Origin of the sequence: Yimella sp. RIT 621 (assembly GCF_004146205.1) — a bacterium.
Taxonomy (GTDB): Bacteria; Actinomycetota; Actinomycetes; order Actinomycetales; family Dermatophilaceae; genus Yimella; species Yimella lutea.
In genome coordinates, this window is record NZ_SEIP01000009.1 from 25,703 (window position 1) to 50,597 (window position 24,895).

Below are 24,895 nucleotides of genomic sequence, written 5' to 3' on the forward strand. Positions count from 1 at the left end.
CCTGCGTCTGGCCAACAGAGTGGACGGTTGGTCACACCTCAACCGAGGGCCTGATCAACCTTGGATGGGATACCAGGAGCAGATCACCGGCGCGCAGCGAACCGCCAACGGGCATCTGTCAGAGTACGTGCGCCATGACCCGACCTCGGGCCGGCCGGTTGCCTTCGACGGACGGACGTTCCGCGGGGACCCACCTGTCGAAACCTTCCTCGATGCAAAGCACGGCTACGCCCAGCTCGCTCACCAGCCTCGAAGCGACTGGTCGACCGGCACCAGTGATCGACTGGTCAGCGAGGCAGAACGTCAGGTGCGTGCGTTGCCGGACGGCGCGCGTCTGGAGTGGCACGCGTCCGACCCTGCCGGTGCTGCCGCCATCAAGGATCTGCTGGATTCCCGAGGTATCTTCGAGATCGACGTCATTCACACATCGAAGGTCTGAACAGATGAACACGACTAACACCACGTCGGTTGGAGAGGTCAGCGTCCGCGTTGTATGGGCGCGGCCGCAGGAGACCCCCGAGGAGATCGCGCACCAGGTCGATCTGTTCATGCACGGAATGCGAGAACGTACCGGTATCTCGGTGTGGACCCTGGGCACCGAACGCACGCGGTGGCCCAAGGACCAGGCAGAACAAGCGGAACTGGTCTCGCAGATGAAGTCGACCGAAGGGCTGGCGCGGCAGGGCGATTGGGACGGTTACTCGTTCTGGGTGCGAGGCTTCACCAGTGAGGCGATGGCAGTCGCACATGTCAGCGCGGGTCAGGATCGCACGGGGGGACGCATCCCGGCTCAACGCGCTGACATCGAGGTCACCGCGGTCGACGGTGAACATCTCCCGCGGGCCTTCACCGATGCTGTCGTCAGTTCAGCGGTCGAGGGGTGGGATCCCCTGATGGTTCGGCTCGGAACGAGCGAAATGCAGCGTCTGGCGCGCCGTAGAAACTGGAAGATCACTCCCGGGTATCGGCTCTGGCTTGCTGACGCCGTCGGCAGAATCGATCACGTCGCCGACGGGGTTCAGGCAGAGCGAGTAGAGACCGGCACTCTGCTGACCCTGCCCGACGACTGGTCCGCCCAACAGGTTGTCGATGCCACGCAGAAAACGCTCGAGCTGAACGGGCTCGACGAGCTACCTCATTGACGGTGCGGTCCATCTGGAAGTCGATTCCGGTCGATGAAGCGCTCGACATGCTGCAGTTCTGGGTGGACGCGAACTGGCCGATGACCGAGCGGGAGGCCGCGGAGTTGTCCAGCGAGATCGGCTGGACCCAGGACGAGGACGGATGGGTTTCCAACGACCGCTTCGGACTGAGCTTTCCCGACGTCGAGGGCATCGGACCGGCAGATGACCCCGTGAAGAGGATCATGCTGACCCTCACCGATCACGAGAAGAACATCACCGACGACTTTGCTCGATTCATCGCCGACCGCTTCGCCGATTACGTCGCCGGTGCCGAAAAGCGTTGGGGTAAAGGCGCATTGCGTCGCGGCGAGGTCGATCGCGCCTACTTCGATCTGGAACCACGGGGCGGTGTCATGATCGTCCGCTCGAAAGTTGTGGAAGCGCTGTACCTCACTCAACCCGAGGTCGACCTGCGGAAGGCGAACAAGGAGTGGGCCGCGTGAGCGTGCAGCAGGCGGGACTGGGCTGGGAGGAGTTCACGACACAACTGGCGCGTGCCATTCGTGAACTTCCGGATCGAGGATTCCTCGTCGTCCAGGACGGAGCGACTCATGCCTATGTGCAGTTCGCGGCCGACCACGACGCAGTCGCAGCGGAGTGCACCAGTAACAGCAATCAACAACTCACTCACCCTGCCGACGACAACGGTGAGCAGCTGCTCGCAGAATCAGGTTGGACGCTGTACTCCGATGCCCAGCCGAACTGGACGTTTCGCCTCGACCTTCCGGCGATCACAGCACGGTTCGACCAGCTCGCGCACAGCTGTGTCGTCGCGTTGCGCGATGTGTACGGAACCTCGACCCCCGAGCAACTCAGCTACACCGCATGGCGTGAGCCCGAAGTCATGCACTCAGGCCGGACCTACACCGACGAGGAGATCTCTTCCCTCGATGCGGGGCAGAACCCCCTGCCGGTCGAGAGCCTCACCATCCCGATGACGCGTAGGTGACGAAGTCGTCCCGAAGTCGGTGTCGTTCAACACTGAAGGTCTGAGCAGATGAACACGACCACCACCGCGCCGGTCGCAGAGGTCAGCGTCCGCGTCGTCTGGGCGCGGCCGCAGGAAACCCCCGCGGAGATCGCCCGCCAGGTCGACCTGTTCATGCACGGAATGCGAGAACGTACCGGTATCTCGGTGTGGACCCTGGGAACCGAATGCAGGCCGTGGCCGAAGGGCCAGGCAGAACAAGCGGAACTGGTCTCGCAGATGAAGTCGACCGAAGGGCTGGCGTGGCAGGGCGATTTGGGACGGTTACGCGTCCTGGGTGCGAGGCTTCACCAGTGAGGCGATGGCAGTCGCACATGTCAGCGCGGGTCAGGGTCACACGGGGGGACGCATCCCGGCTCAACGCGCTGATATCAGGGTCACCGCGGTCGACGGTGGGGACCGCGTAGTCAGCGAGCGAATCCGTGGCCGGCGAGAGCTTCGTCAGCAGCGTCCCGAAACCCGCCGCGCCGCCTGACCGGCGGGAGATCAACACGTTGAGGTTCACCTCGGAAACAACGCGATGTACAGAACCAGAGCGTCGAGCATCTCGGTCGCCAACGTCATCTCGTTCAGGCCGAGCGGAACCAGCCCCGGTGCCGGTGATCCCGCCAACTGATCGTGCGGCACCACAGGCGGCAACACTCGGATGCGCGGAGCCGTGTCGACCGCGCTCGAGCGCACCCGGGCGACGAGATCGGCGAGCCCCTCCGCCACGGTCAGTCGGTCGGCTTCACCGTCGACGCGCGGCAATGCGCGGCAATGCGATCTGCGCGAAAAGGCCCGTCGACAACAGCGCACGTCCCGGCGGTGCGTCCTTCAACGTGGGCGATGTCGTCTGCGAACCGGTGGGCGCCTGGTTACGTTTGAGGGCCGGGTCGTTGGCCAACAGATTGCTGACGAAGCTCACCGCGATACACACCGCGCAGACCAGGCCGGCGGTGAACGCAGAGGCCAGGTGGGTGCCGATCCGGTTGGTCCATCGACGCAACAAACGGTCGGGGCCGTACATCAACGCTTGCGCGAGTCGCTGCCGGCGAGCGCCCATCGCCTCGATGAGTTGCTCGTCATAGTCGTACGCCATCGGTCCTGCTCCCCCGGGGTTCCCCTGGTTTTACGCCCACAGCACCGTACGCGAAGCGGGCCGTGGCCTGGGACGCCGGAACCCGCGTCCTGGTTTCCGCGACCTGTGGATCCATTGTGTTGTGCGGCTGTGACACCCCGCATCGTCGGCGCCTGGTGTCACACTGAGCCGGTGAACGTGCTCGGGCTACAGGCCCTCTCCGATCGCTGGTCCGCCTCGCGGATCGGCCGGATTCATCGCGAGTCGAACGAACTCGAACTCGGCATGCACTCCCTGGCGCTCGCCGCACAACACGTCCTGTGCGCGGCGCCGTTCCTCGTTGCGATGTCTGCGATCACGCGCACCCTGCACATGGGCGACGTGGCGTTGCTGTTGTCCGACACGATGGGACTGCGGGGCGACGCACAACACGAGATCATGCAGTTGTTCCGGGTTCGTACGCACGACGGCGCCGGAGCCTTCATCACCGGTTTCCTGATCTCGTTCGTGTTCGCGACCGGAGTCTCGTTGACGATGCAGCGCACCTTCGAACGCATCTGGCGTCTGCCGCACGCCGACCTGCTCAGTGCCTGGCGGCATCTGGTGTGGGCTCTGATGACCTCCGTGCTGTTCGCCTCGGCGCTGTGGGTCAACACCGCAACCCGCAACTGGAACGTCTCGGCCACGGTCGAGGGCTGGGTCGAAGCACTCACCACGGGTTTCGCGGCGTTCGGCTACTACTGGTGGACGCAACGAATCCTGTTGCGCGGTAAGGCACGCTGGGGGCAATTGTTGCCCGGTGCGGTCCTGATCGGTCTCGGCACGACCGTTCTGATCCTCGCCGTGCAGGTGCTCGCGCCGAACGAGATCACCGAACAGGTCGCCGACTACGGACTGGTGGGGGCCGCATTCATCCTGGCGCTGGTACTCGTGGCGTTCAGCACCATCCTGTTGTGGGGCGTCTTCCTCGGCCGCGACCTCAGCAGGTGGCTGGTGGCCCGCCGGTTCGACGCCGCGCACTCGAGTGACAACCCGGACGCCACCACCGCCACCGCCACCGCCACTGCTATCGACACCGGTGCAGCGCCGGCTGTCCTCGAAGGTCCGGTGACGCAGCCGACCGCTGCGCTCTGACCGAGCCGAGTCAACTCCCCGAGCCCTGCGTGCGGGGTCCACGTAATGCAAGGATCACCGCAGCGAGCAGTGCCGTGGCGCCACAGATCGCCCACACCGTCAGGTAACCGCCCAGCGAGGCGTGGTTCGCCGCGGCGTCAGCGTCGATGCTGCCGGTGGTCGCCAGCGCGATCGCGAACACACTGCTGGCGACCGCGCCGCCGACGGTCTTGGTCATGTTGGTCATCCCTGTCACGAAGCCGGTATGGGTGTCCGGTGCCTCCGCGGCCGCAGCCGCCGGGAGCGCCGCCGCCAGCAGTCCGGAACCGAGGCCGGCCACAGCCATGTTGATCATCAACTGCGCGAGCCCGTCATGGAGCGGCAGGAACATCAGATACCCGACCCCGACCAGCGTCGCTCCAAGTACGAGTGCGCCGTTCGGTGACAGCAGCCGCGCCAGCCAGGGCAGAGCCAGGGCGCCGATCGCAAGCGTGATCACGTAGAGCCCGATGATCGTCGAGACGCTCGCCGCGGTCGCCCCCAGTCCGTAGCCGGTGACGTCCGGGTCGGTGCGAGCGAAGGTCGACAGCGGGATCTGGGCGCCGAGCACGGAGACTCCCAACAGGAACGCGGTCAGCTGGATCGGCCACTGGCGGCCGGCACCGAGCACCCGCAGATCGACCAGCGGTTCGTGGTGACCCAACTCGTACCGCCCGAACACGACGAACGCCGCGACCGCGGCGACGAGCAGCATCAACGGCCAGACGCTGAGCGGGCCGTGCAGACGTACCAGGATCAGACCGCTCATCATCAGCGACAACGCAATGGTGATCAGCGCGAACCCGCCGAGGTCGAGCGACGCTCTGCGCAGCACCGGCAGTTCCGGAACCCCGAACCAGATCGCCGGGATCGCGAGGGTAACCACGACGGCGGGGATCGACAACAACGCGGTCATCGACCAGGTTTGTGCGAACGCCCCGGCGAACACCGCAGCCGCGATGACCGATGCCTCGAGTCCGAAGACCAGCAGCGCGGCCGCAAGGCGGGTGCGTTTCGGGTCGCCCTCCGTGCGGCGGTGGATGATCGCCACCTCCAACGGCAGCCACACCACGTAGAAACCGGCGAACGCCCAGGCGATGAGGAAGGTCCAGAAGGTCGGCGCGAACGCAACCGCCCACGTCGCGACCGCGGTGACGACCGTCGACAGCAGCAGCACCTTGCGATGCCCGATCACGTCTCCCAGTCGAGCGAGAATGGGTACGACCAGCGCAGAGACCGTCAACTGTGCCGCCTCGAACCAGTTGACGTCGGCGTCCCGGATGCGCAGTTCACGAGCGATGTCGGTGAACAACGGCGTGTAGAAACCCTGCAGGAAACCGCTGGCGATCTCGACGCAGACCAGGAACCCGACGACAGCGCCGATGCCCTTGAGCCCGGTCTTGCTCAGATCTGCGTCAGAAGTGTTGTGTACCAACGGATTCCCTCCTCGAAGGACGACACTTCCAGGCGCTCGTCGACGTTGTGCAGGCTCTCGCGCTGGCTCGCGGTCATCCGGAAAGGATTGAACCGGTAGCAGTCGGGCCACTCCCGCTGGAAGTGGCGAGCATCGGTGGCTGCCATCACCACGTACGGCGTCGGGACGACGTCCGGCATGACCTGTTCGGTGACCGATGCGATGAGTTCGTACGCGTCGCCGGTCGCTGCGACCGGGCTCGGGTCGTACGAGGTCAGCACGGCCACCTCGATGTCGTCACCCAGGATGCGTCGGATCCGGGCAACAGCCTCCTCGGCGCTCTCGTCGATCGACACCCGGACGTTGACCGTGGCGGACGCGTCCGTCGCCAGGACATTCTGCGCCGGGGACCCTTCCAGCTGGGTGACCGCGTAGGTGGTCCGCACCATGGCCGCGGTCGCCGGTCCCGTGCGAGCGAGCAGTTGGGTCAGCGGTTTCCGCATCGAACCCGCGCGGGACAGCAGCTGACGGACCGGCGCTCTCGCATGAGGCGCGATGGTCTCCAGCATGCGCAGACTCGGTTCGGTCAGGTTCGACGGTGCGGGGTGTTTCTCCAACGCCAGGATCGCCTTCGCGAGGACCGCCGGCGCACTCCTGCGAGGCGGCATCGAGGCATGCCCACCTTCCGCGCGCGCAGTCAGACGGACGACGACCAGCCCCTTCTCTGCGAGACCGATCACGGCGAGCGGAGCATCGACGCCCGGGAAGACGCCCGTGACCGCCATGCCGCCCTCGTCCAGCACGAACCACGGGTCGACCCCGCGCTGCTTCAACTTTGTGACGGCCGCGGGCGCGGTGTGCCCGGCGATCTCCTCGTCCGACGAGAAGGACAACCAGACGTCCCGGCTGGGAGTGACCCCCTCGACGATGAGCTGTTCGACCGCGGCGCAGATTGCGATCAACGACCCCTTGCAATCGAGGGTGCCTCTCCCCCAGAGGAATCCGTCGGCGGCCACTGCCTCGTAGGCCGGGTGCGTCCAGTCGTCGCAGCTGTTGACAGGCACGACGTCCTGGTGGGCCATGAGAACCACCGGCCGTTCATCACCGGATCCGCGCCAGCGCAGCAGCAGTGCATGGTCGGGAAGTTCGACGCTTTCGCACGCCTCGAACAGCCGCGGGAAGTGTGCCCGAAGGTCGCCGTGCAACCCCTCGAACTGAGCTGGGTCCTTGTCCGGCCCGGCGACCGTGCGCCACCGGACGGCGGCCTGCAGTGCGGCGAGCGCGGGAGAGATCTGCGACATGTCGGCGAGCCTAACCAGCGAACGCCCCACCCATACCCAGGTTTCGAGGAACCAGGTTTCGAAGAACGAAGAGCCCCGACGGCGGGCCGTCGTCGGGGCTCTTCGAGTGCCGAAGGTTTCGGCACTCAGCGGCGGTCAGAGGTTGCCGCGGCGGTCCTGCTCACGCTCGATCGCCTCGAACAGGGCCTTGAAGTTGCCCTTGCCGAACCCGAGCGAGCCGTGCCGCTCGATCAGTTCGAAGAACACCGTCGGGCGGTCACCCAGCGGCTTGGTGAAGATCTGGAGCAGGTAGCCGTCTTCGTCGCGGTCGACCAGAATGCCGCGCTTCTGCAGTTCTTCGACCGGCACGCGAACGTTGCCGATGCGGGCCCGCAGCTCCGGGTCCTCATAGTAGGAGTCAGGGGTGTCGAGGAACTCGACTCCGTTGGCGCGCAACGCATCCACCGAGTTGAGGATGTCGTTGGTGGCCACGGCGAGGTGCTGTGCGCCGGGGCCGCAGTAGAACTCGAGGTACTCATCGATCTGCGACTTCTTCTTGGCGACGGCCGGCTCGTTGAGCGGGAACTTCACCCGGTGGTTGCCGTTCGCGACAACCTTGCTCATCAGCGCGGAGTAGTCGGTGGCGATGTCGTCACCGATGAACTCGGCCATGTTCACAAAGCCCATGACCTTGTTGTAGAAGGTGACCCAATCGTCCATCTTGCCGAGCTCGACGTTGCCCACGATGTGGTCCAGGGCCTGGAACAGACGCTTGGGCTGACCCTCGCGCTTGACGAACGTCGAGGACGCCTCGCAGTAGCCGGGCAGGTACGGACCCTCGTACTTGGAGCGATCGACCAGCGTGTGGACGGTGTCGCCGTACGTGGCGATCGAGGCGATGCGGACGGTGCCGTGCTCGTCGGTGATGTCCTCCGGCTCACGCACGATCTTCGCGCCGACCGAGCGGGCCCGATCGATGCACTTGTCGACGTCAGGCACCTCGAGCGCGATGTCGACGACGCCGTCGCCGTGCTTGCGGTGGTGCTCGACCAGTTCGCTGTTGGGGTCGACCGCGCCCTTGATGACGAATTTGATGGAGCCGGACTTCAGCACGAACGACTTGTGGTCGCGGTTGCCGTTCTCCGGGCCGCTGTATGCAACGAGGTCCATGCCCCAGACGCTCTGGTAATACTGCGCCGACTGGGTGGCGTTTCCGGACACGAAGACGATGGCGTCCCAACCGGTGACAGGGAAGGGGTCGTTCTTGGCGTCGTACTCGACGAGGCCGACCAACTGCTTCAACTGGTCGAAGTCGAGGTTGGCTTCGCGCTCCTGCGGAGTGAGGTCAGGGGTGTCAGTCATGGACACACTGTGACCCAAGCCACAGAGACTGTTCAACCGGGCCTTCCAAGCTTGATCATCATGTACAAACTGACACCTGCGGGCGCGTGAACTCTGTACAGTTCGACCATGTTGGACCATCTCGACCGCCGCCTGCTGCACCTCCTGGACGCTCAGCCGCAGATCGGAGTGCTCGGCGCCGCCCGTGAACTCGGCGTCGCCCGCGGCACGGTGCAAGCCCGCCTGGACAAACTGCGCTCGCGCGGCGTGATCGCCTCGGAGAGCCCTTCCCTCTCCCCTGCCGCCATGGGCTTCCCGGTCACCGCGTTCTGCACCCTGTCGATCGCCCAGCGGCACGGACACGACCCGGCCATCGCACATCTGGCCGGTGTCCCGGAGGTGTTGGAGGTACACACGATCACCGGTGAGGGCGACCTGTGGATCCGGATCGTCGGTCGGGACAACGGCGATCTACAACGCGTGATCGACGAGGTGCTCGCGACGGACGTGGTCGTGCGCAGTTCGACGGTGATCGCGCTCGCCGAGCTCGTCCCCTATCGCACTCAGCCGCTGGTGGAGGTCAGTGGTTGAGCGCGATGGCGAGATCGGATGCCGCTGATTGGACCGCGGCACCGACACGGTCGCCGTCGAACGGCGCCATCGCGACCAGGCCGATGGAGGCGTCCAGCCCGTGCGCGCCTATGACCGGGGCGGCCAATCCGTGTGCACCCGGCTGGAGTTCGCCGTCGCTGGTCACCCACGAGTCGTTCCCGTCGCGCCCGCCGAGGATCGCCCGGCCGGCGGCGCCCACCTCCAGCGGGTGGCGAGTACCCTCGCGGTAGGAGACGTGCAGACCCGTCCAGCGCGGCTCGACGACAGCGATCGCGAGCGCCTCGGAGCGGTCGGCGACGGTGAGGTGCGCGGTGAGTCCGGTGTTCTCAGCGAGCTCCCGCAGGATCGGTGAAGCGACATCGCGCAGGCCCGGCCAAACCGCGTTGGCGAGGTGAATGAGCCCCACTCCCAACGAGATTCGTCCGTCGATGCGGCGAATCACGATGTCGCGACGTGCCAATGAGGCGACCAGACGGTAGATCACCGGACGCCCGACACTCAGCTTCTGGGCCATCTCGGTGACCGTGAGCCCACCTGCGTGCGCCGGGTCGGCGAGCAAGGCGATGACCGCGAGGCCACGATCCATCGTCTGCGAGGTCTCACCGCCCAGGTCGTTCTCATTCACCATGCGATGCACCGTACCTGCCGGCACGCGGAGGATAGGGTCGTTCGGCCATGACCGATCGACTCGCAGTCCTCACCGATACCGGCAGCATCAAGGATGTGCCGGGGGTGCGCGTCGGGCACCGCACGATCGTGCGCGACGACGTCCGCACCGGCGTGACCGCCATCGTCCCCACGCCTGTGCCGACACCGGAACGACCGCTGCCATGCGGGTTGTTCGTCGGCAACGGACACGGCAAGCTCATCGGTTCGACCCAGGTGGCCGAGATGGGCACGTTGGAGACCCCGATCGTTCTCACCAACACCCTCAGCGCGTTCGGTGCTGCGGACGCGCTGGTGGGATGGATGCTCGACCGTCCCGACTGTGCCGACGTGGTCACTCTCAACCCGTTGGTCGCAGAGTGCAACGACTCGTGGCTGTCCGACATCCGGCAACGGGCGGTCACGGCTGCGGACGTCCGCGCAGCCCTGGACGACGCGAGCGACGACTTCGCGCTCGGTGCCGTCGGAGCGGGCACCGGAATGCGCGCCCTCGGGTTCAAGGGCGGCATCGGCACCGCGTCCCGTGCGGTCGGAGACCAGCGACTCGGCGTGCTGGCTCTGACCAATTTCACGGGCCATCTCCGACTCGACGGACGGCCCGTCGAACCGGCCAACACGGCTGATCCGGAAGGAAATTCGTGCGTGGTTGTCGTCGCGACCGATGCCCCGCTCGATGCACGCCAACTCGGCCGCATCGCCCGTCGCGGGGTGTACGCGATGGGCACGGTCGGTGCCGCGTACAGCCACGGGTCGGGTGACTACGCAATCGCGTTCAGCACACGCCGCGCGGACGACGCCCGCTCGGGCTGCGTTCGCGAGAAGGATCTCGATCCGTTCTTCAGCGCGACGCTCGAGGCGTCTGCGGAGGCGATCGTCTCCTCGCTCTGGCACGCCGAGACCACACACGGTCGTGCGGGCCATGTGGCGTACGGGCTACGCGAGACCCTGCGCGAGCGCGGCCTGCTCGACCGTTGAGTTCAGCGCTTGCCCACGAACCAGCGTCGGATGAGATCGATGCGAGCGCCGACCTCGTCGTTGGAGGCGCGGTCCAGCGTCGGTCCGCCGCACTGCCCACGCAGATCGTTGTGGATGACCGCGTGCGGCTGCCCCGTCTTCTTGGCGTAGGCGGCGACGAGTGAGTTGAGTTCCTTGCGCCGGGCCGCGAGCGCCCGGTGAGCGGCGAGCGGGGCGTCCTGTTCCTGCTTCTTCTTGGTGCTCTTGCTCTGCTGCTTGGCTTGCCGTTCACGCAGCAGATGAGTCATCTGGTCGGGTTCGAGCAGACCGGGAAGTCCGAGGTACTCCTGCTCGTCCTCACCACCGGTCTCGCTGCCCAGACCCCACTGCTGCTTGTCGAACAGCACATGGTCGAACTCCGCCTCGGACTCCAGCGCCTCGAACGACATCTGCTCGTCGGCCAGCGCTTTCTCCTGCTGGTTCGCCTCCTGGAGCAAGCCGTCCTCCTCGGCCCACAGCGGCTCCTCCCCCTCGGGCTTGGGGCGGTCGAGCGCATGGTCGCGCTGCTCCTCCAGTCGGGCGGCGTGTTCGAGGATCAGCGGGACGGTGGGCAGGAACACCGACGCCGTCTCACCGCGTCGCCGGGCACGGACGAAGCGCCCGACCGCCTGGGCGAAGAACAGTGGCGTCGAGGTGGAGGTGGCGTAGACGCCGACGCACAGACGCGGGACGTCGACGCCCTCGGACACCATGCGCACCGCGACCATCCACCGGTCGTCGGACGCGGCGAACTGCTCGATGCGGGCCGAGGCCCCGGCGTCGTCGGACAGCACGACGGTCGGCTTGACACCGGTCAACTCCTCCAGCGTGCGCGCATACGACCGCGCGGCCGTCTGGTTGGAGGCGATGACCAGGCCTGCGGCGTCCGGGACGTGCCGACGCACCTCGGACAGTCGCTTGTCGGCGGCGCGTAGCACGGCAGGGATCCACTCGCCCTTGGGGTCGAGTGCGGTGCGCCAGGCGGCAGCCGTGACGTCCTTGGTCATGGGTTCGCCGAGGCGGGCCGCGATCTCGTCGCCCGCGCGGGTACGCCACCGCATCGCCCCGCCGTACGCCATGAACAGCACCGGCCGGACGACGCCGTCGCGCAGCGCCTCGGAGTACCCGTAGCTGTAGTCGCTGGCCGAACGACGGATGCCGTCGGCGCCCTCCTCGTACCGCACGAACGGGATCGGGCTGGTGTCGGAACGGAACGGCGTACCGGTCAGCGCCAGCCGGCGGGTCGCGGGCTCGAAGGCCTCGCGGATCGCGTCACCCCACGACTTGTTGTCGCCGCCGTGGTGGATCTCGTCGAGGATCACCAGCGTGCGGCGGGCGAGGGTGCGAGCGCGGTGCAGTGCCGGACGGCTGGCGACGCCCGCGTAGGTCACCGCGACGCCGTCGTAGTCGGCGGCGTGCTCCTCCTGGGCGTTGGTGAAGCGCGGGTCGATGTTGATCCCGACCCGTGAAGCGGCGTCGGCCCACTGCACCTTGAGGTGTTCGGTCGGCGCGACGATCGTGACCTGGTCGATGACACCGCGGTCGATGAGCTCGGTCGCCAGCCGCAATGCATACGTCGTCTTGCCGGCACCGGGGGTCGCGACTGCCAGGAAATCGCGGGGCTCATGTTCGAAATAGGTGTGCATCGCCCCGGCCTGCCAGGCACGCAATTTGCCGGCGGTGCCCCACGCTGCGCGTTCGGGGAAGGCCGGCGACAGATGGGAAGCGGCCGAGGTACTCACGATGGCAAACCCTAACCGCCCACGGTGACAACGATCGAATGCGCAGGTCAGCGCCGTGAGGCGGAACGAGCTCGCCAGGCCGCCCAGGACGCACCGCGGCGGCCGACCCCACTTTCGAGGGATTCGGCCGCCGCGACGCGCTGGTTCAGATGCGCCTCACAACCAAGGACGGTGGGTCAGGCGCGGTAGGTCGTCCACTGGTTCTGCATGCGGGTGACCTGCCCCGGGGTGAACTTGTTCATGCACACGTCGCTCGTGTAGTCCATGAAGTTGGTGATCGGGTCGAGTCCGGCAGACGACGGGCAGGAGTCGCGGCCGGTCGGGCAACCGGATGCCGGTGAAGCCTCCGCGGGGGTGTCGCTCACCTGGTCGCCCTGACCCTTACAGCCGCCCTGGAAGGTGTGGTACAGGCCCAGCCAGTGACCGACCTCGTGGGTGCCGGTGTCCCCCTGGTTGTACGGCGCGGCACTGCCGCCGGGCAGGCTCTCGTCGAGCAGTACGACGCCGTCACGAGAGCTCAGGCTGCTGGTCGGGAAGGTCGCCCAGCCGAGCAGGTCCTGGCCGAGGTCGGCGGTGTAGACGTTGAGGTCGCCCATGTCGCCCTTGCGCAACTTGGACTTCATCTGCGACTCGGCGGTCGAGCCGTGCACCAAGCCGTTGTACCAGGTGGCGTTGTTGGTGCGGTCGGTCGAGACCAGGCGGAAGGAGAAGCCCGAACCGCTGTAGGCCTGGTTGAGCACGGAGATCTGGCTCGACACCTCGGAGTCGGTCAGCGCACCCTTGGTGCCGTCGGTGATCACGTGGAAGTACACGTCGATGACCGCGGCACTGAACGTGCCGGTACCCGGCTTTGCTGCCTTTGCGCCGGTCTTGGTCAGCTTGCCGTCGGCGTTCTTCGTCAACCCCTTGCGAGCGGCGTCCGCCTGGAATTTCTTCTCTGCGGCCGCCACCTGTGCCGGGGTCAGCTCGTTCGGGTCGTGCTTGCCGGAACCGTGCTTCACCCGGGCGGTCGCTCCGGCGCCGTCGTGGTCATGGCTGTCGGGAACACACACCGACGCGGAGTCGATCTTGGCCTGGGCGAGCGAAAGGCTCGCGTTCGCGCCGGGGGCGAGGCTGAACGCGGCGCTACCGGCGAGAGCGACGGAGGCGAGCACGGTGGTGGAACGGCGGATCATGAGCGTCCTTTCCAAGACGTCAGCCGGACGGCGGGGCGTCCGGCTCAGGGGAACCCGCTCAGGCTAGAAACAACTCGGTCAAGACGAGGTCAAGAGACGACAAAGATCGCTCCAGACTTCTGCGACTCCGGCGACGGAAGGGACGACGAAGGCCCGGCGTGGTGCTTGCACCGGGCCTTGGTCTGATCTCGTGAGGTCAGTCGCCGGAGTCGTCGCCGCCGGCGCCGAACTTCTCGTACACCTCTTTGCAGGCCGGGCAGACCGGGAACTTCTGCGGGTCACGACCGGGCACCCAGACCTTGCCGCACAACGCCGTGACGGGGTCTCCGGACAGCGCGCTCTCGAGGATCTTCTCCTTCTTCACGTAGTGGCTGAACCGTTCGTGATCGCCCGGTTCCTGCAACTGCGGTTGGACCTCTTCACGCTCGAGGACACCCGTCGAGGTGCTCGGCGACGAGAGGCGTTCGTTCTCCAACGGTTCGGTACTCATGCGTCCAGCATAGGTCGGCGCTGACAAAATGACCGGCAATGAGTCGTCCCCCGCAACGCACCGGCGGTGATAGCCGTCGCGGTCGGGGCGTTCGGTGGTCACCTGCCACAACACGTCGACCAGGGAGGGTTTCCGGATCGCCGGGTCGATGTACCGCTCGACCCCGTGAACCGGGTCAGTTCATCGTCGGGTCGTCCGGGAAGGTGATCGACCAGGCGGCGACTCCCCCGACTCGACGCAGCACGTCCTCCCACAAACGCAGGGGCGATTCGGAGAAGGCGTCGGCAGCTTCGGCGTCCACCACGAACCAGTGACCTTCGCGGATCTCGGTCTCCAATTGGCCTGGACCCCAACCGGAGTGACCCGCATAGATACGCAGTGCCGCGATCTCGGGAAGCACGACCGAGGGCGGGGCGTCCAGGTCGACCAACCCGACTCCACGGAACAGTCTCTTCAGACCGAGCGACTCCCCGTCACCGGGCATCGAGACGAGCCCGAGCGCGGAATCGAGTCCGAGCGGACCGCCCTGAAAGAGGTGGTCCGGGTCGGTGACGTGCTCCTGCCAACCCGGCAGGACGGCGTCCACGACGGCTTCGAGCGGGCGGTTCAGCACAATGCCGTGGGCACCCTCGCTGCTGTGGTTGAGCAGCAACACCACCGAGCGGTCGAACAGGTCGTCGTCGGCGACGTCCTGTTCTTCGCGCGGGACTGCGACCAGCAGTCGTCCGGTGAGGTTGTCCACCGTCCCATTCTGACGCGAGCCGATCCTGCTGTGGACGACTGCCCCGGCGCGGATGCGATGTCGCCGAGCCAGAACTGCTCAAACCGCGGATCAGCCCCCCAGATGCGCAAACCGCGGCCGATCGGCCGCGGTTTGCACCACCAGGACGTTTCAAACCGCGGTTTGCGCAGTCCCGCTATGACTCAGTAACGCGGACGACGTCCACCGTCACGGCCGCCACGACCCTCGCGGTCACCGCGGTAGCCGCCGCCCCCGCCGCCACGGCGCGGACCACCCCGGTGGCCACCACCGGCGTAACCGCGTCCACGACCCTGGCCGCGTCCACCGCGACCTGGCTGCAACACCTGCTGCAGGTCGTCGTCGCTCACCGGTGCACCCTGCGGGGTGCTGCCCCCGGTGGCCGCGATGACCTCGTCGCCCGGACGGGTCTTCTTCAGTTCGGTGTCGACTCCCGCCTGGTCGAGCAGACGCTCGACGGTACGGCGCTGGTGCGGCAGCACCAAGGACACCACGACACCCTGCTCACCGGCGCGAGCGGTACGCCCGGAACGGTGCAGGTAGTCCTTGTGGTCGGCCGGCGGGTCGACCTGCAGGACGACGCCCACGTCGTCGACGTGGATGCCGCGAGCTGCGACGTCGGTGGCGACGAGAACCGGCAGGCGTCCGTCGCGGAAGGCCGACAGTGCGCGGTTGCGCTGGCTCTGGTTGAGGCCGCCGTGCAAGGCAGCTGCGACGACGCCGCACTCGCGCAGTTCGGAGGCGATGCGGTCGGCACCGAGCTTGGTGCGGGCGAAGACGACCGTGCGTCCGGGTCGGTTGACGACCTCGGCGGTGACGATCTTCTTGTCCTTGGGCTCGATCAGCAGCGCGTGGTGCGCCATCGTGGTGACGGTGGCGGTGCCGTCGTCCGTCGAGTGCTCCGCCGGATCGGTGAGGTACTTCTCGACCACACCGTCGATGCCGCGGTCGAGGGTCGCTGAGAACATCAGGCGCTGGCCGTCGGCCGGCACCAGGTCGAGGATCTCCTCGATCGCTTCGAGGAAGCCCATCTCCGCCATGTGGTCGGCCTCGTCGAGGATCGTGATCTCGACGCGCGACAGGTCGGCGGCGCCGCGCTCGATGAGGTCCTTCAGACGACCCGGGGTGGCGATGAGGACGTCGACGCCGCGCTCGAGAGCCGACAGCTGCGGCTCGTAGGGCATCCCGCCGGCAACCAGCTTGTGGCGCAGGCCGATGACGTGCACCAGCGGCTGCAACGCATCACTTACCTGCATGGCGAGCTCACGGGTCGGGACGAGGATGACCGAACGCGGCTGGTGTGCGCGCGCCTTGCCGCCCTTGGCCAGACGGGTCAGCGTCGGCAGACCGAACGCGAGCGTCTTGCCGGAGCCGGTACGGCCACGGCCGAGGACGTCGCGCCCGGCGAGGGCGTCCGGGATGGACGCGGTCTGGATGGGGAACGGCTGGGTGATGCCGTCACGGGCCAAGCGCGCGACCAGCAACTCGGGAAGACCGAGATCGGCAAAGCCATTGCCCTCCAACTCGATCGGCTCGGTCGTTGTGACCTCGTCGACCTCGTTGCGCTCGGACCAGCCGAACGCCTCGTTGGTCGGCTCGAGTTCCTCGAGGTGACCTGCGGGCTTCTCGGCCTCTTCGAAACGGGGACGCTCGTCCCGGCGGTCGAACGAACGACGGTCATCGCGGCCCTGGTAGCCACCACGGTTGCCCTGCGGACGGTCGTCACGACGCTGGAAGCCGCGGTCGTCGCGGCGGCCGAAGTCGCGTCCGCCATCGCGGTCCCAGCGACGCTGACCACGGTTTTCGGAGCGGTTCTCGGAGCGGTTGTCGGAGCCACCGCGGGGACGGTCGTCACGGCGGTCGAAGGAACGTCCGCCCTGGTAGCCACCACGGTCGTTGCTGCGGTCAGCCTGAGGACGGTCGTCACGACGGTCGAACGAACGACGGTCATCGCGGCCCTGATAGCCACCGCGGTCGCCCTGCGAACGGTCGTCACGACGCTGGTAGCCGCCCCGGTCACCCGTGCGGTCACTGATGCGGTCGTCGCGACGGTCGAAGGAACGTCCGCCCTGGTAGCCGCCACGGTCGTTGCTGCGGTTCCCCTGAGGGCGGTCGTCACGACGGTCGAACGAACGACGGTCATCGCGGCCCTGATAGCCGCCGCGGTTACCCTGCGGACGGTCGTCGCGCCGGTCGTACGAGCGACCCTCACGGTTTTCGGAGCGACCCTGGTAACCACCACGGTTACCCTGCGGACGGTCGTCGCGCCGGTCGTACGAGCGACCCTCACGGTTTTCGGAGCGACCCTGGTACCCACCACGGTCGTTGCTCCGGTCATTGTTTCGGTCGTCGCGGCGGTCGAAGGACCGGCGGTCGTCGCGGTCGAACCGGCGAGCGCCGGAACGCTCCGGACGGTCCTCGCGGCGGGCGGGCTTGCCGCGTTCGGCGGACGTGCGACGAACTTCGCCGCGCTTGGCCTCGACCTTCTGGCTACGGCTCCAGCGGGCCTTCTTGGTTCCGTCGTTCTTCTTGGGCGTCATCGTGCAGTACCTCTTGTCGGGTTACGGGCACCGCAAGAGAACCCCTACAAGGGCCGATTGTCGGCCGAAAGTGACTGCGTTTCAGGCGTATTCGCCACGCTGTGGATGGGGTGATCCGGGTGCCTCAGATCTCGGCGCCCACAAGAAAATTCACACAGATGAACGCAAGACCGCGAAAATGGATTCCCCCAGTCTAACGGCTCCCGCGCGAACTTCCGACCACGCAGGGGTTGCTGGGCGGTGACGTCGGGCACACCGTGGCGCTCCTCGCCGCGAGACACCTGGAAGTGCACGAGGGAACTGCGCCTACGCAGTTCCCTCGTGCATTTCGCGCTACCTCGCCCGAACGTCGGTCAGTCCTCGAACGGCTCGTCCTGCTTGGTGCTGTGCCGCTCCCCTTCGAGTTCGGCGCGGGCAGCCTTCTCGACGGCGCGGGCCACGACCATCGAGATGTCGGGCTGGAACACCGACGGGATGATGTAGGCCGGGTTGAGTTCGTCGGGGCTGACGACGTCGGCGAGCGCTTCGGCCGCAGCCAGCATGATGTTGTCGTCGATGCCGTCCGCTACTGCGTCGAGCAGGCCGCGGAACACACCCGGGAACACCAGGACATTGTTGATCTGGTTCGCGAAGTCGCTGCGGCCGGTCGCCACCACGGTCGCGTGCTGAGCGGCGGCGGTCGGATCGACCTCGGGCATCGGGTTGGCGAGCGCGAAGACGATCGCGTCCTCGTTCATGGTCGCGATGTCGTCACCGGTGAGGATGTTGGGCCCGGAGACCCCGATGAACACGTCCGCGTCGCGCAGCGAGTCGCGCAGCGAGTCGCGCAGCGTGCCCGAGATGCCGTCGGGGTTGGTGTGGTCGGCGACCCAGCGCAGGAACGGGTCCTTGCCCTCGACGATGTCCTCACGGTCGCGGGAGACGACCCCCTTGATGTCGGACACCACGACGTGGGTGGCGCCGGCGGCGAGCAGCAGTCGGGTGATCGCCGTACCGGCCGCGCCGGCTCCGGACTGAACGACCTTGACGTCCTTGAGCTCCTTGCCGACCACGCGCAGCGCGTTGCGCAGTGCGGCCAGCACGACGATCGCGGTGCCGTGCTGATCGTCGTGGAAGACCGGAATGTCGAGTTCGTCGCGCAGGCGGCGCTCGATGTCGAAGCAGCGCGGGGCGGAAATGTCCTCGAGGTTGATCCCCGCGAAGACCGGCGCGATGGCCTTCACCGTGGCGATGATCTCCTCGGTGTCCTTGGTGTCGAGGCAGATCGGGAACGCGTCGATGTCGGCGAACCGCTTGAACAGCGCCGCCTTTCCTTCCATGACCGGCATGGCCGCGAGCGGGCCGATGTCGCCGAGCCCGAGGACTGCGGTGCCGTCGGTGACCACCGCGATCGTGTTGCGCTTGATGGTCAGGCGGCGGGCGTCCTCGGGGTTGTCGTGGATCGCCATGCAGACTCGTGCGACGCCCGGGGTGTAGACCATCGACAGGTCGTCACGGTTACGGATCGGGTGCTTGGACTTGATCTCGATCTTGCCGCCCAGGTGCGCCAGGAAGGTGCGGTCGCTGACCTTGTGGACGACGACGCCGGCGACGGTACGCATGGCCTCGACGATCTCGTTCGCGTGGTCGCCGTCGCGCGCGGCGACGGTGACGTCGATCTTGATGCTCTCGGCGTCGGACGAGGTGATGTCGAGGCCGGTGATGAGGCCGCCCGTGCGCTCGATCGCGCCGGTCAACTCACTGATCGCGGTGGCCCGGCCGGGCACCTCGAGTCGGACGGTGATCGAGTTGGAGACGGAAGGCATCGCAGTCATGACTCCTTTCTTACCGTGTCCACGCCTGCCGTGCGGACGGGGTCACGTGTCAGGGTGGGTTCATGCGACAGACACAGAGCGGAATCACCGTCATCGGGTCGTCCACCGTGAGCACCGCGGCCGACCGCGTCCGCCTCCGGATCGCAGTCGAGCAGTTCGCGGCCGGTGCCGCCGAAGCACTCACCCGGTCGTCGGAGAACGCCCGGACGTTGCGTGCCGGACTGCGCGGAGCCGGCATCGCCGAGCGGTCCATCCAGACCACCGGACTCTCGGTCGACGTCCAGTGGGGTGAGCGCCAGAAGGTCGTGGGATACGTTGCACGACAACGCTTTTCAGCAGTCGCAGAGAACGTAGAACAGGCCGGAGAGCTGCTCGAGACGCTCGGCGCACAGCTGGGTGACGCGTTCCGTGTGGAGGGCGTCGAGGTGTTCGCGCACGACACGTCGACGGCTGCTGCGGCCGCTCGCGCCGCCGCGTACGACGACGCCGTGGAGCAAGCACGAGCCCTCGCTCAGAGGTCCGGACGAACCCTGGGTGAGGTGCGTTCGGTGACCACTGTGATGCCCGCGGACCGCCCGGAAATATATAAGGGGCAGACCATGGCGATGGCCAAGGCGGGCTCGTTCGCACCCGGCGAGATCGAGGTCGCCGAACAGGTGCAGGTGAGTTGGGGCTGGGCCGACTCCACAGCGTGACGTGCCCATTCGGTGGTGGTGGAGGTGGCGGGAATCGAACCCGCGTCCGCTCACCGCGAGAAGGGACTTCTCCGGGTGCAGTGCGCTGTGGATTTTCTCGGCCCCAGGGCTCGCGCGCACACGTTCCCTGACAGGCCCAGTCGAGTAAGAGTCCCGCGTCGTCCCTCGACATGACGACGCAGCAAGTTCTCTAGCTGACGCCAGACACTGAGGCGAGAACTAACTCAGGCTGACGGACTTCGAGGCTCGCTCAGGCGGCGAGGGCGAAGTCGGTGCGCTTGTTGTTGGCACCTATTGGTTTTGCACGGAGCGTTTACGAGATAACCGTGCCTCCTCGACCCGCTTCTCCCTCGTCGGCGATCAACGTCGAAACCGATCACCCCCGAGTTCGTGTGGTGGCACACCTGAAAGTTCAGGGGTGACACCGGCGAGCACGTCACGCTGTGGAGTTGTAAGGCTTGGCCAGCCTAACGGTGTAACGGCGCCGGACGCGAACCAATTCCCGTCGGGTGTATCGGGATCACCAGCTTCCGGTGCCTCCACCGCCCCCACCGCCGCCGGAGAACCCGCCACCTCCGGAAAAGCCTCCACCACCGAACGCCGATCCACCCGAGGATCCGGGGGTGGACACGAAGGTGCCGGCCGAGACGGTGCCGAAGTCGTCGATCCCGCCGGCGATGCTGCCGAAGTCACCGAAACCGCCGCCCAGCGGGATGTACCACATCGGCATGACCAGCGGCCGGCCCGCGGCTTCGGCCGCTCGCGCCACCTGGGCGAACTTGTCGGCCCACTGCTGGGCGATACCGAAGACGACGGCGTACGGCATGTACCGGCTGAAGATCTGCTCCGCCTCGTCGAACTTGATCTGCTGCGCCTCGGCGGTGACGAGGTACTCGCGGAAACCGAGCGACTGGTCGGTGACCGCCGAGCCGCGAGCGGTACGCGATGCCATCTTGCGGCCCATCAGCATGACGATGACGCCTGCGATCGCCAGCCCGATCGGCAGGCCGATGGCGGCTGCGCTGATGCCCGGGAGCAGGAAGAATCCGAAGAACGCCGCCCCGATGAGGGCCATGCCGCCCATCTGGAAACCGGTGCGAACCGCCTCCGGCGATCGCCGGAACCAGCCGCGCTGCACGACCTCGGTGTACATCTGGCTCTGCGCCTTGGTCAGCGTGGACTTGAAGTGGTTACGCAGTTGCGACAGCAGGACCGGCGAACCCAGTTGGAACAGCCCATAGAGCAAGGTCTCCTCGTACGGCAGCAGTTGTTCGCCGTCCGGCGGGTCGAGAAGGGTGAGCTGCCAGTCGTTCTTGGTGAACAGACCGCCGCGCTCGACCTCCTCCATCCGTAAGAAGCCGCGCACCGCGAGGTCGACCACCGTGGCCGAGACGTCGACGGTGCCGGCTTCTTCATCGATCACCGTGCCCATGAGTCCAGGGCGCACACCGGCCGGCGGCTGGAACTGCACCACCACGGTGCGGCGCCCGCCCCGGACCACCGAGTCGTCCTGGCCGTCCGCCGGTTCGAGCCCGGGCGCAACAGCGGCATAGCGCTCGTCGCGGCCCCGCTTCCAGACGGCCAGACCCATGACCGCCGCAGCCAGGGCCGGCAGACCCACCGCCGCACCGGAACCCACCGCTCGCAGCGTGTCCTGCTGCTGCGGGGTCAGCGACGAGTTTTCAGCGCCGCCCTTGGAATCGTCGACCGTGCCTTGTTCGAGATCGGGTGCGGTGCTGGTGAAAGGCGCCGCAGGGAACGCTGCTCCGATCGTCACCTGCTGAAACGGCTGGAGGGACGAGGCGCTGAACGTGGCCTTCTGCCCGGCGGACGATTCACACTTGTCGGACGTCTTCGTGACTCCGTAGTAACACACCGCGTTCGTGACGGCGGCCGGCCCGGTGACCGAGACCCGCACCTCGTCGGTGGGCACTCCGGTCTGGGATCCTGTTGCGTTCCAATAGAGTTCGACGGTCCCGTCGGGTTGTTTGTTGACGACGGAACCGAGTTTGTACTTCACGATGTAGGTGTGGGTGCCACGGACCGTCTCGTTGGCGGATCCGACCCGGATGACGGTCATCGCACCGAAGTCGGACAGGTCGACATCGTCCGGTGCGCCGGTCGGGCTGCTCACCCGGACGTCGGTCATCGGGTAGACGCGGTACTTGTCGGGCTCGGGGTCGTAGCCCTGCGAGGTGATGATCGATCGCTTGATGCCATGCGACTGGTCGCCGGCGAACTGGTACCTGATCGTCTCTGTCACCTCGGCCGAGCCATTCGGCTGCACGTCGTAGTCGGCGGTGAACGACAGGATCCGTTCCCCACCTGCCGCTCTCGCGCTCGAGACGGGCAGGAACACAACCGCTGCCGACCAGAGGAGTACGGCCAACACGGCCCAGAACCTTCGCATGACTGAACCCTACGAGGCGGGCGCCTGGATCCGGTGGATCAGTCCTGGCCGTCGCGCGCGGCGACTTCGTGCGGGCGCGCAAGAACGGTGGCGACGAAGGTGAGGACGGCGACGGCGATGATCAGCCATCCGGCCCATGGAGCCCCGCCGTCACCGACCGTGAAGCCGATCGGCAGGAGCAGCGCGTTCCACAGTAGGGTCGGCGTGCGCGCCGCGGACCGTCCCGCGTTCAGTAGCCAGGCGAGGGCGGCGACACATCCGGCGAGCACCACCAGCGTTGCAGCGAACGACCACGAACGCGCTGAGCCGCCGTCGAACCCCGACCAGATTCCCACCCCGAACAGAGCCACTGCCTGCACGACCATGAGGGCGGCGGCCACCCGCCATGGGGTGGTCACTCCCGGGGTCGCCTCGCGCAGCGGTGAAGATGTCTGATCGGACACACGGCATCCTTCCTCCGGGGCACGGACAGAACAGGTGAAACGCTGAAAAGCGCGAGTTACGGGGCAGGTCGAGGGCGTGGTGTGACCAAGGACTCACCTTCGAAAGGAAAAGATTCGGTCAAACCCCTTGTGCAACACAGCCAGCATCTGTGAGCCTAGACAGTCGGCACGCCCAACCACAGCGTAGCCACTCGAAACGAACCGACGAACGATGGGTGCCCCGTCGGTTTCACGCGCACGACGCATGGCCCGGCACCGGGAACATCTACTCAAGGAGCAGGACGACTATGGATTGGCGCGACCGCGCTGCATGCCTGGAAGAGGACCCGGAGCTTTTCTTCCCCATCGGGAACACGGGCCCTGCCTTGCAGCAGATCGAGGACGCCAAGGCTGTCTGTCGACGCTGCGAGGTCATCGACACTTGTCTGAAGTGGGCCATCGAGAGCGGGCAGGACGCCGGCGTCTGGGGTGGACTGTCGGAGGACGAACGACGCGCCATGAAGCGGCGCAATGCACGCGCCCGCCGTGCCGGTTGAACGTACCGGCTGAACGCGCAGGCTGAGTCCGCCGAAGTCAACGCTCCACCGGGATATCCCGCAGCACCGCCGTGAACTTCACGGCGGTGCCGTTTTCTGTCCGTTCCCAGTCGATGTCGCCGCTCAGGTCGGCGACCAGCGACCGGACGATCTGCACCCCGAGTCCGCCGCTGCCCTGCGCGAAATCGTCCGGTAACCCGGCACCGTCGTCGGCCACCTCCACCCGCAACAGGTCGCCGTCACGAGTCTGCTCCCGACGCACTGTCACCTGCACGTGACCGTCCTGCTGCGCGAGGCCGTGCTCGACGGCGTTCTGGACGAGTTCGGCGAGCACCATCGCGATCGAGGTCGCGTCCTCGGAACACAGCGTCCCGAAGCTGCCGTCGATCGCGCCGCTGACCCGCATGCCCGAGCGGTTGCCCAGGTCGAGGGCTGCCTGCACTCCGCGCTGCGCGACCTCGTCGAAATCCAGGTGGTCGTCCAGCCGGGATGAGAGTGTCTCGTGCACCGAGGCGATCGTCGCCACCCGACGGACCGCGTCGTCCAAGGCTGCGCGGCCGGCCGGATCGTCGACCCGCCGTGCCTGGAGTCGAAGCACAGCGGCGACGGTCTGCAGATTGTTCTTCACCCGGTGATGGATCTCGCGGATCGTGACGTCCTTGGTGGCGAGTTCACGCTCACGACGACGCAGCTCACTCACATCGCGCACAAGAAGCACGGCACCGATGCGACGACCGTTCTCCTGCAACAGAATGGAACGAACCATCACGCTCGCCGACCGGGTGCGTACCTCACCGCGGTGCGCGACGCGTCCGCGCAGCACCTGGGTGAGGTCCTCGTCGGCCGGTGAACGCGCGGGCAGCAGGTCGTAGACGGCCGAGGCCAGCGGCATCCCGATGACATCGGCTTCGTACCCGAGGCGGTGCACCGCAGACACCGCATTCGGGCTGGCGTAGGTGACCAGGCCGTCGACGTCCAGGCGCAGCACCCCGTCGCCCACCCGCGGGGTGCCGCGCCGGACGTGGGTGGCCGGCTCGTGTTGCGGAAAGGTACCGGCAGCGATCATCCGGGCGAGCGCGTCGGCGGTCGCCAGGTAGGTGACCTCGAGTCGGCTCGGCGTGCGCATCGAGGCGAGATTGGTGTGCCGGGTGAGCACCGCGACCGCACGTCCGTCGCGGACAACCGGGATCGCCTCCTCGCGGATCGGCATGTCGTCGCGCCAGACGGTCTGGCCGGCTCGGACGATCTCCTGCTGATCCCGTGCGGCCTGGACCATCCGGGCTCGAGGCACCGCCACCGGCTGACCGACGAGGTCCTCGGTGAAGACGCCGACGCCGGTGGTCGGACGGGCATGCGCCGCGGCGAACCACTCCCCCGCCTGCGACTGCACCCAGAGGACCAGATCGGCGAACGACAGGTCTGCGATCAGCTGCCAGTCACCGACGAGACGGTGCAGCCAGTCCGAATCGGCCGCGGTCACCTCGTGCCGGCTCAGCACGTCGCTCAATGTGGGCACGGCGGGAGCCTATGCGGTGGATGACCCCGGTACGGCCGAGCCCCGGGACGCGACGGCGTTCCCGGGCCCGGTGACGTGATCGGC

The 24,895-nt window shown here is 67.0% G+C and carries 25 protein-coding genes and 1 other RNA gene; 10 read left to right on the plus strand and 16 right to left on the minus strand.

Annotated features, from left to right (window positions below; all coding sequences use genetic code 11):
* Positions 1-64 precede the first annotated feature (64 nt).
* From EU513_RS15910 to EU513_RS09875, 5 genes are read left to right on the plus strand one after another with little or no spacing between them, the layout of a single operon-like run.
* Positions 65-439 (plus strand): Tox-REase-5 domain-containing protein, encoded by a 375-nt coding sequence (locus EU513_RS15910; RefSeq protein ID WP_168990234.1) that lies wholly within the window; start codon positions 65-67, stop codon positions 437-439.
* Positions 440-443: 4 nt separating this feature from the next.
* Positions 444-1,142, plus strand: a complete 699-nt coding sequence (locus EU513_RS16140) for a hypothetical protein (RefSeq protein WP_205744741.1) — start codon at positions 444-446, stop codon at positions 1,140-1,142.
* A 2-nt stretch (positions 1,143-1,144) separates the two neighbouring features.
* Positions 1,145-1,627, plus strand: a complete 483-nt coding sequence (locus EU513_RS09865; RefSeq protein WP_129625727.1) for a DUF6301 family protein — start codon at positions 1,145-1,147, stop codon at positions 1,625-1,627.
* On the plus strand, positions 1,624-2,133 hold the full coding sequence (locus EU513_RS09870; RefSeq protein ID WP_129625728.1) for a hypothetical protein: 510 nt from the start codon (positions 1,624-1,626) through the stop codon (positions 2,131-2,133). Before EU513_RS09865 ends, EU513_RS09870 begins: the two co-directional genes overlap by 4 nt.
* Before the next feature lie 48 nt (positions 2,134-2,181).
* On the plus strand, positions 2,182-2,469 hold the full coding sequence (locus EU513_RS09875) for a hypothetical protein (RefSeq protein ID WP_129625729.1): 288 nt from the start codon (positions 2,182-2,184) through the stop codon (positions 2,467-2,469).
* A gap of 204 nt (positions 2,470-2,673) precedes the next feature.
* Here EU513_RS09875 and EU513_RS09880 read toward each other — a convergent pair whose 3' ends face one another.
* Both EU513_RS09880 and EU513_RS09885 read right to left on the minus strand, forming a co-directional pair.
* Entirely contained in the window at positions 2,674-2,922 is a 249-nt protein-coding gene (locus EU513_RS09880; protein WP_129625730.1) for a hypothetical protein, read from the minus strand.
* Entirely contained in the window at positions 2,903-3,253 is a 351-nt protein-coding gene (locus EU513_RS09885) for a hypothetical protein (protein WP_129625731.1), read from the minus strand. Before EU513_RS09885 ends, EU513_RS09880 begins: the two co-directional genes overlap by 20 nt.
* Positions 3,254-3,424: 171 nt before the next feature.
* Between EU513_RS09885 and EU513_RS09890 the strand changes: the two genes are divergently transcribed.
* On the plus strand, positions 3,425-4,366 hold the full coding sequence (locus EU513_RS09890; RefSeq protein ID WP_129625732.1) for a hypothetical protein: 942 nt from the start codon (positions 3,425-3,427) through the stop codon (positions 4,364-4,366).
* 10 nt (positions 4,367-4,376) lie between these two features.
* Here the strand turns inward: EU513_RS09890 and EU513_RS09895 are convergent, their stop codons facing one another.
* The 3 genes from EU513_RS09895 to hppD all read right to left on the minus strand — a co-directional run bounded on the left by EU513_RS09895 (position 4,377) and on the right by hppD (position 8,440).
* A complete protein-coding gene (locus EU513_RS09895; RefSeq protein ID WP_129625733.1) occupies positions 4,377-5,819 on the minus strand; it encodes an MFS transporter in 1,443 nt (480 codons plus the stop codon).
* The gene (locus EU513_RS09900; RefSeq protein WP_129625734.1) at positions 5,789-7,099 is read right to left on the minus strand and encodes a M20/M25/M40 family metallo-hydrolase; all 1,311 of its coding nucleotides are present in this window, start codon (positions 7,097-7,099) and stop codon (positions 5,789-5,791) included. Before EU513_RS09900 ends, EU513_RS09895 begins: the two co-directional genes overlap by 31 nt.
* 135 nt (positions 7,100-7,234) lie before the next feature.
* Positions 7,235-8,440, minus strand: coding sequence for a 4-hydroxyphenylpyruvate dioxygenase (hppD, locus tag EU513_RS09905; RefSeq protein WP_129625735.1), 1,206 nt, complete (start codon positions 8,438-8,440; stop codon positions 7,235-7,237).
* A gap of 108 nt (positions 8,441-8,548) precedes the next feature.
* Here hppD and EU513_RS09910 point away from each other — a divergent pair, with 108 nt between their 5' ends.
* Positions 8,549-9,010: an Lrp/AsnC family transcriptional regulator gene (locus EU513_RS09910; RefSeq protein WP_129625736.1), complete on the plus strand. Its 462-nt coding sequence runs from the start codon at positions 8,549-8,551 to the stop codon at positions 9,008-9,010.
* Here EU513_RS09910 and EU513_RS09915 read toward each other — a convergent pair.
* A complete protein-coding gene (locus EU513_RS09915) occupies positions 9,000-9,659 on the minus strand; it encodes an IclR family transcriptional regulator (RefSeq protein WP_129625737.1) in 660 nt (219 codons plus the stop codon). The genes EU513_RS09910 and EU513_RS09915 overlap by 11 nt on opposite strands.
* Positions 9,660-9,706: 47 nt before the next feature.
* Between EU513_RS09915 and EU513_RS09920 the strand changes: the two genes are divergently transcribed.
* Positions 9,707-10,672, plus strand: coding sequence for a P1 family peptidase (locus EU513_RS09920; protein WP_129625738.1), 966 nt, complete (start codon positions 9,707-9,709; stop codon positions 10,670-10,672).
* A 2-nt stretch (positions 10,673-10,674) separates the two neighbouring features.
* Here the strand turns inward: EU513_RS09920 and EU513_RS09925 are convergent, their stop codons facing one another.
* The 6 genes from EU513_RS09925 to EU513_RS09950 form a co-directional block, all read right to left on the minus strand.
* Positions 10,675-12,432 (minus strand): DEAD/DEAH box helicase, encoded by a 1,758-nt coding sequence (locus EU513_RS09925; RefSeq protein WP_129625739.1) that lies wholly within the window; start codon positions 12,430-12,432, stop codon positions 10,675-10,677.
* 176 nt (positions 12,433-12,608) lie between these two features.
* Positions 12,609-13,607 (minus strand): zinc metalloprotease, encoded by a 999-nt coding sequence (locus tag EU513_RS09930; RefSeq protein ID WP_129625740.1) that lies wholly within the window; start codon positions 13,605-13,607, stop codon positions 12,609-12,611.
* Positions 13,608-13,803: 196 nt separating this feature from the next.
* The gene (locus EU513_RS09935; protein WP_129625741.1) at positions 13,804-14,097 is read right to left on the minus strand and encodes a DUF3039 domain-containing protein; all 294 of its coding nucleotides are present in this window, start codon (positions 14,095-14,097) and stop codon (positions 13,804-13,806) included.
* Between the two features lie 175 nt (positions 14,098-14,272).
* The gene (locus EU513_RS09940; protein ID WP_129625742.1) at positions 14,273-14,839 is read right to left on the minus strand and encodes a YqgE/AlgH family protein; all 567 of its coding nucleotides are present in this window, start codon (positions 14,837-14,839) and stop codon (positions 14,273-14,275) included.
* Positions 14,840-15,021: 182 nt separating this feature from the next.
* The gene (locus EU513_RS09945; protein ID WP_129625743.1) at positions 15,022-17,397 is read right to left on the minus strand and encodes a DEAD/DEAH box helicase; all 2,376 of its coding nucleotides are present in this window, start codon (positions 17,395-17,397) and stop codon (positions 15,022-15,024) included.
* Between the two features lie 353 nt (positions 17,398-17,750).
* Entirely contained in the window at positions 17,751-19,211 is a 1,461-nt protein-coding gene (locus tag EU513_RS09950) for an NAD-dependent malic enzyme (RefSeq protein WP_129625744.1), read from the minus strand.
* A 62-nt stretch (positions 19,212-19,273) separates the two neighbouring features.
* Here EU513_RS09950 and EU513_RS09955 point away from each other — a divergent pair, with 62 nt between their 5' ends.
* Positions 19,274-19,906: an SIMPL domain-containing protein gene (locus EU513_RS09955; RefSeq protein ID WP_129625745.1), complete on the plus strand. Its 633-nt coding sequence runs from the start codon at positions 19,274-19,276 to the stop codon at positions 19,904-19,906.
* A gap of 16 nt (positions 19,907-19,922) precedes the next feature.
* Here the strand turns inward: EU513_RS09955 and ssrA are convergent.
* From ssrA to EU513_RS09970, 3 genes are all read right to left on the minus strand, one after another.
* Positions 19,923-20,290: a transfer-messenger RNA gene (ssrA, locus tag EU513_RS09960) on the minus strand.
* 136 nt (positions 20,291-20,426) lie between these two features.
* The gene (locus tag EU513_RS09965; protein ID WP_240796005.1) at positions 20,427-22,298 is read right to left on the minus strand and encodes a DUF2207 domain-containing protein; all 1,872 of its coding nucleotides are present in this window, start codon (positions 22,296-22,298) and stop codon (positions 20,427-20,429) included.
* Positions 22,299-22,354: 56 nt separating this feature from the next.
* A complete protein-coding gene (locus EU513_RS09970; RefSeq protein ID WP_129625747.1) occupies positions 22,355-22,759 on the minus strand; it encodes a hypothetical protein in 405 nt (134 codons plus the stop codon).
* A 287-nt stretch (positions 22,760-23,046) separates the two neighbouring features.
* Between EU513_RS09970 and EU513_RS09975 the strand changes: the two genes are divergently transcribed.
* Positions 23,047-23,295 carry a WhiB family transcriptional regulator gene (locus tag EU513_RS09975; RefSeq protein ID WP_115922524.1) on the plus strand — a complete coding sequence of 83 codons (249 nt, stop codon included), beginning with the start codon at positions 23,047-23,049 and terminating at the stop codon, positions 23,293-23,295.
* Positions 23,296-23,332: 37 nt separating this feature from the next.
* Here EU513_RS09975 and EU513_RS09980 read toward each other — a convergent pair whose 3' ends face one another.
* Complete coding sequence (locus tag EU513_RS09980) at positions 23,333-24,811, minus strand: sensor histidine kinase (protein ID WP_129625748.1); 1,479 nt, start codon at positions 24,809-24,811, stop codon at positions 23,333-23,335.
* Between the last annotated feature and the right edge of the window lie 84 nt (positions 24,812-24,895).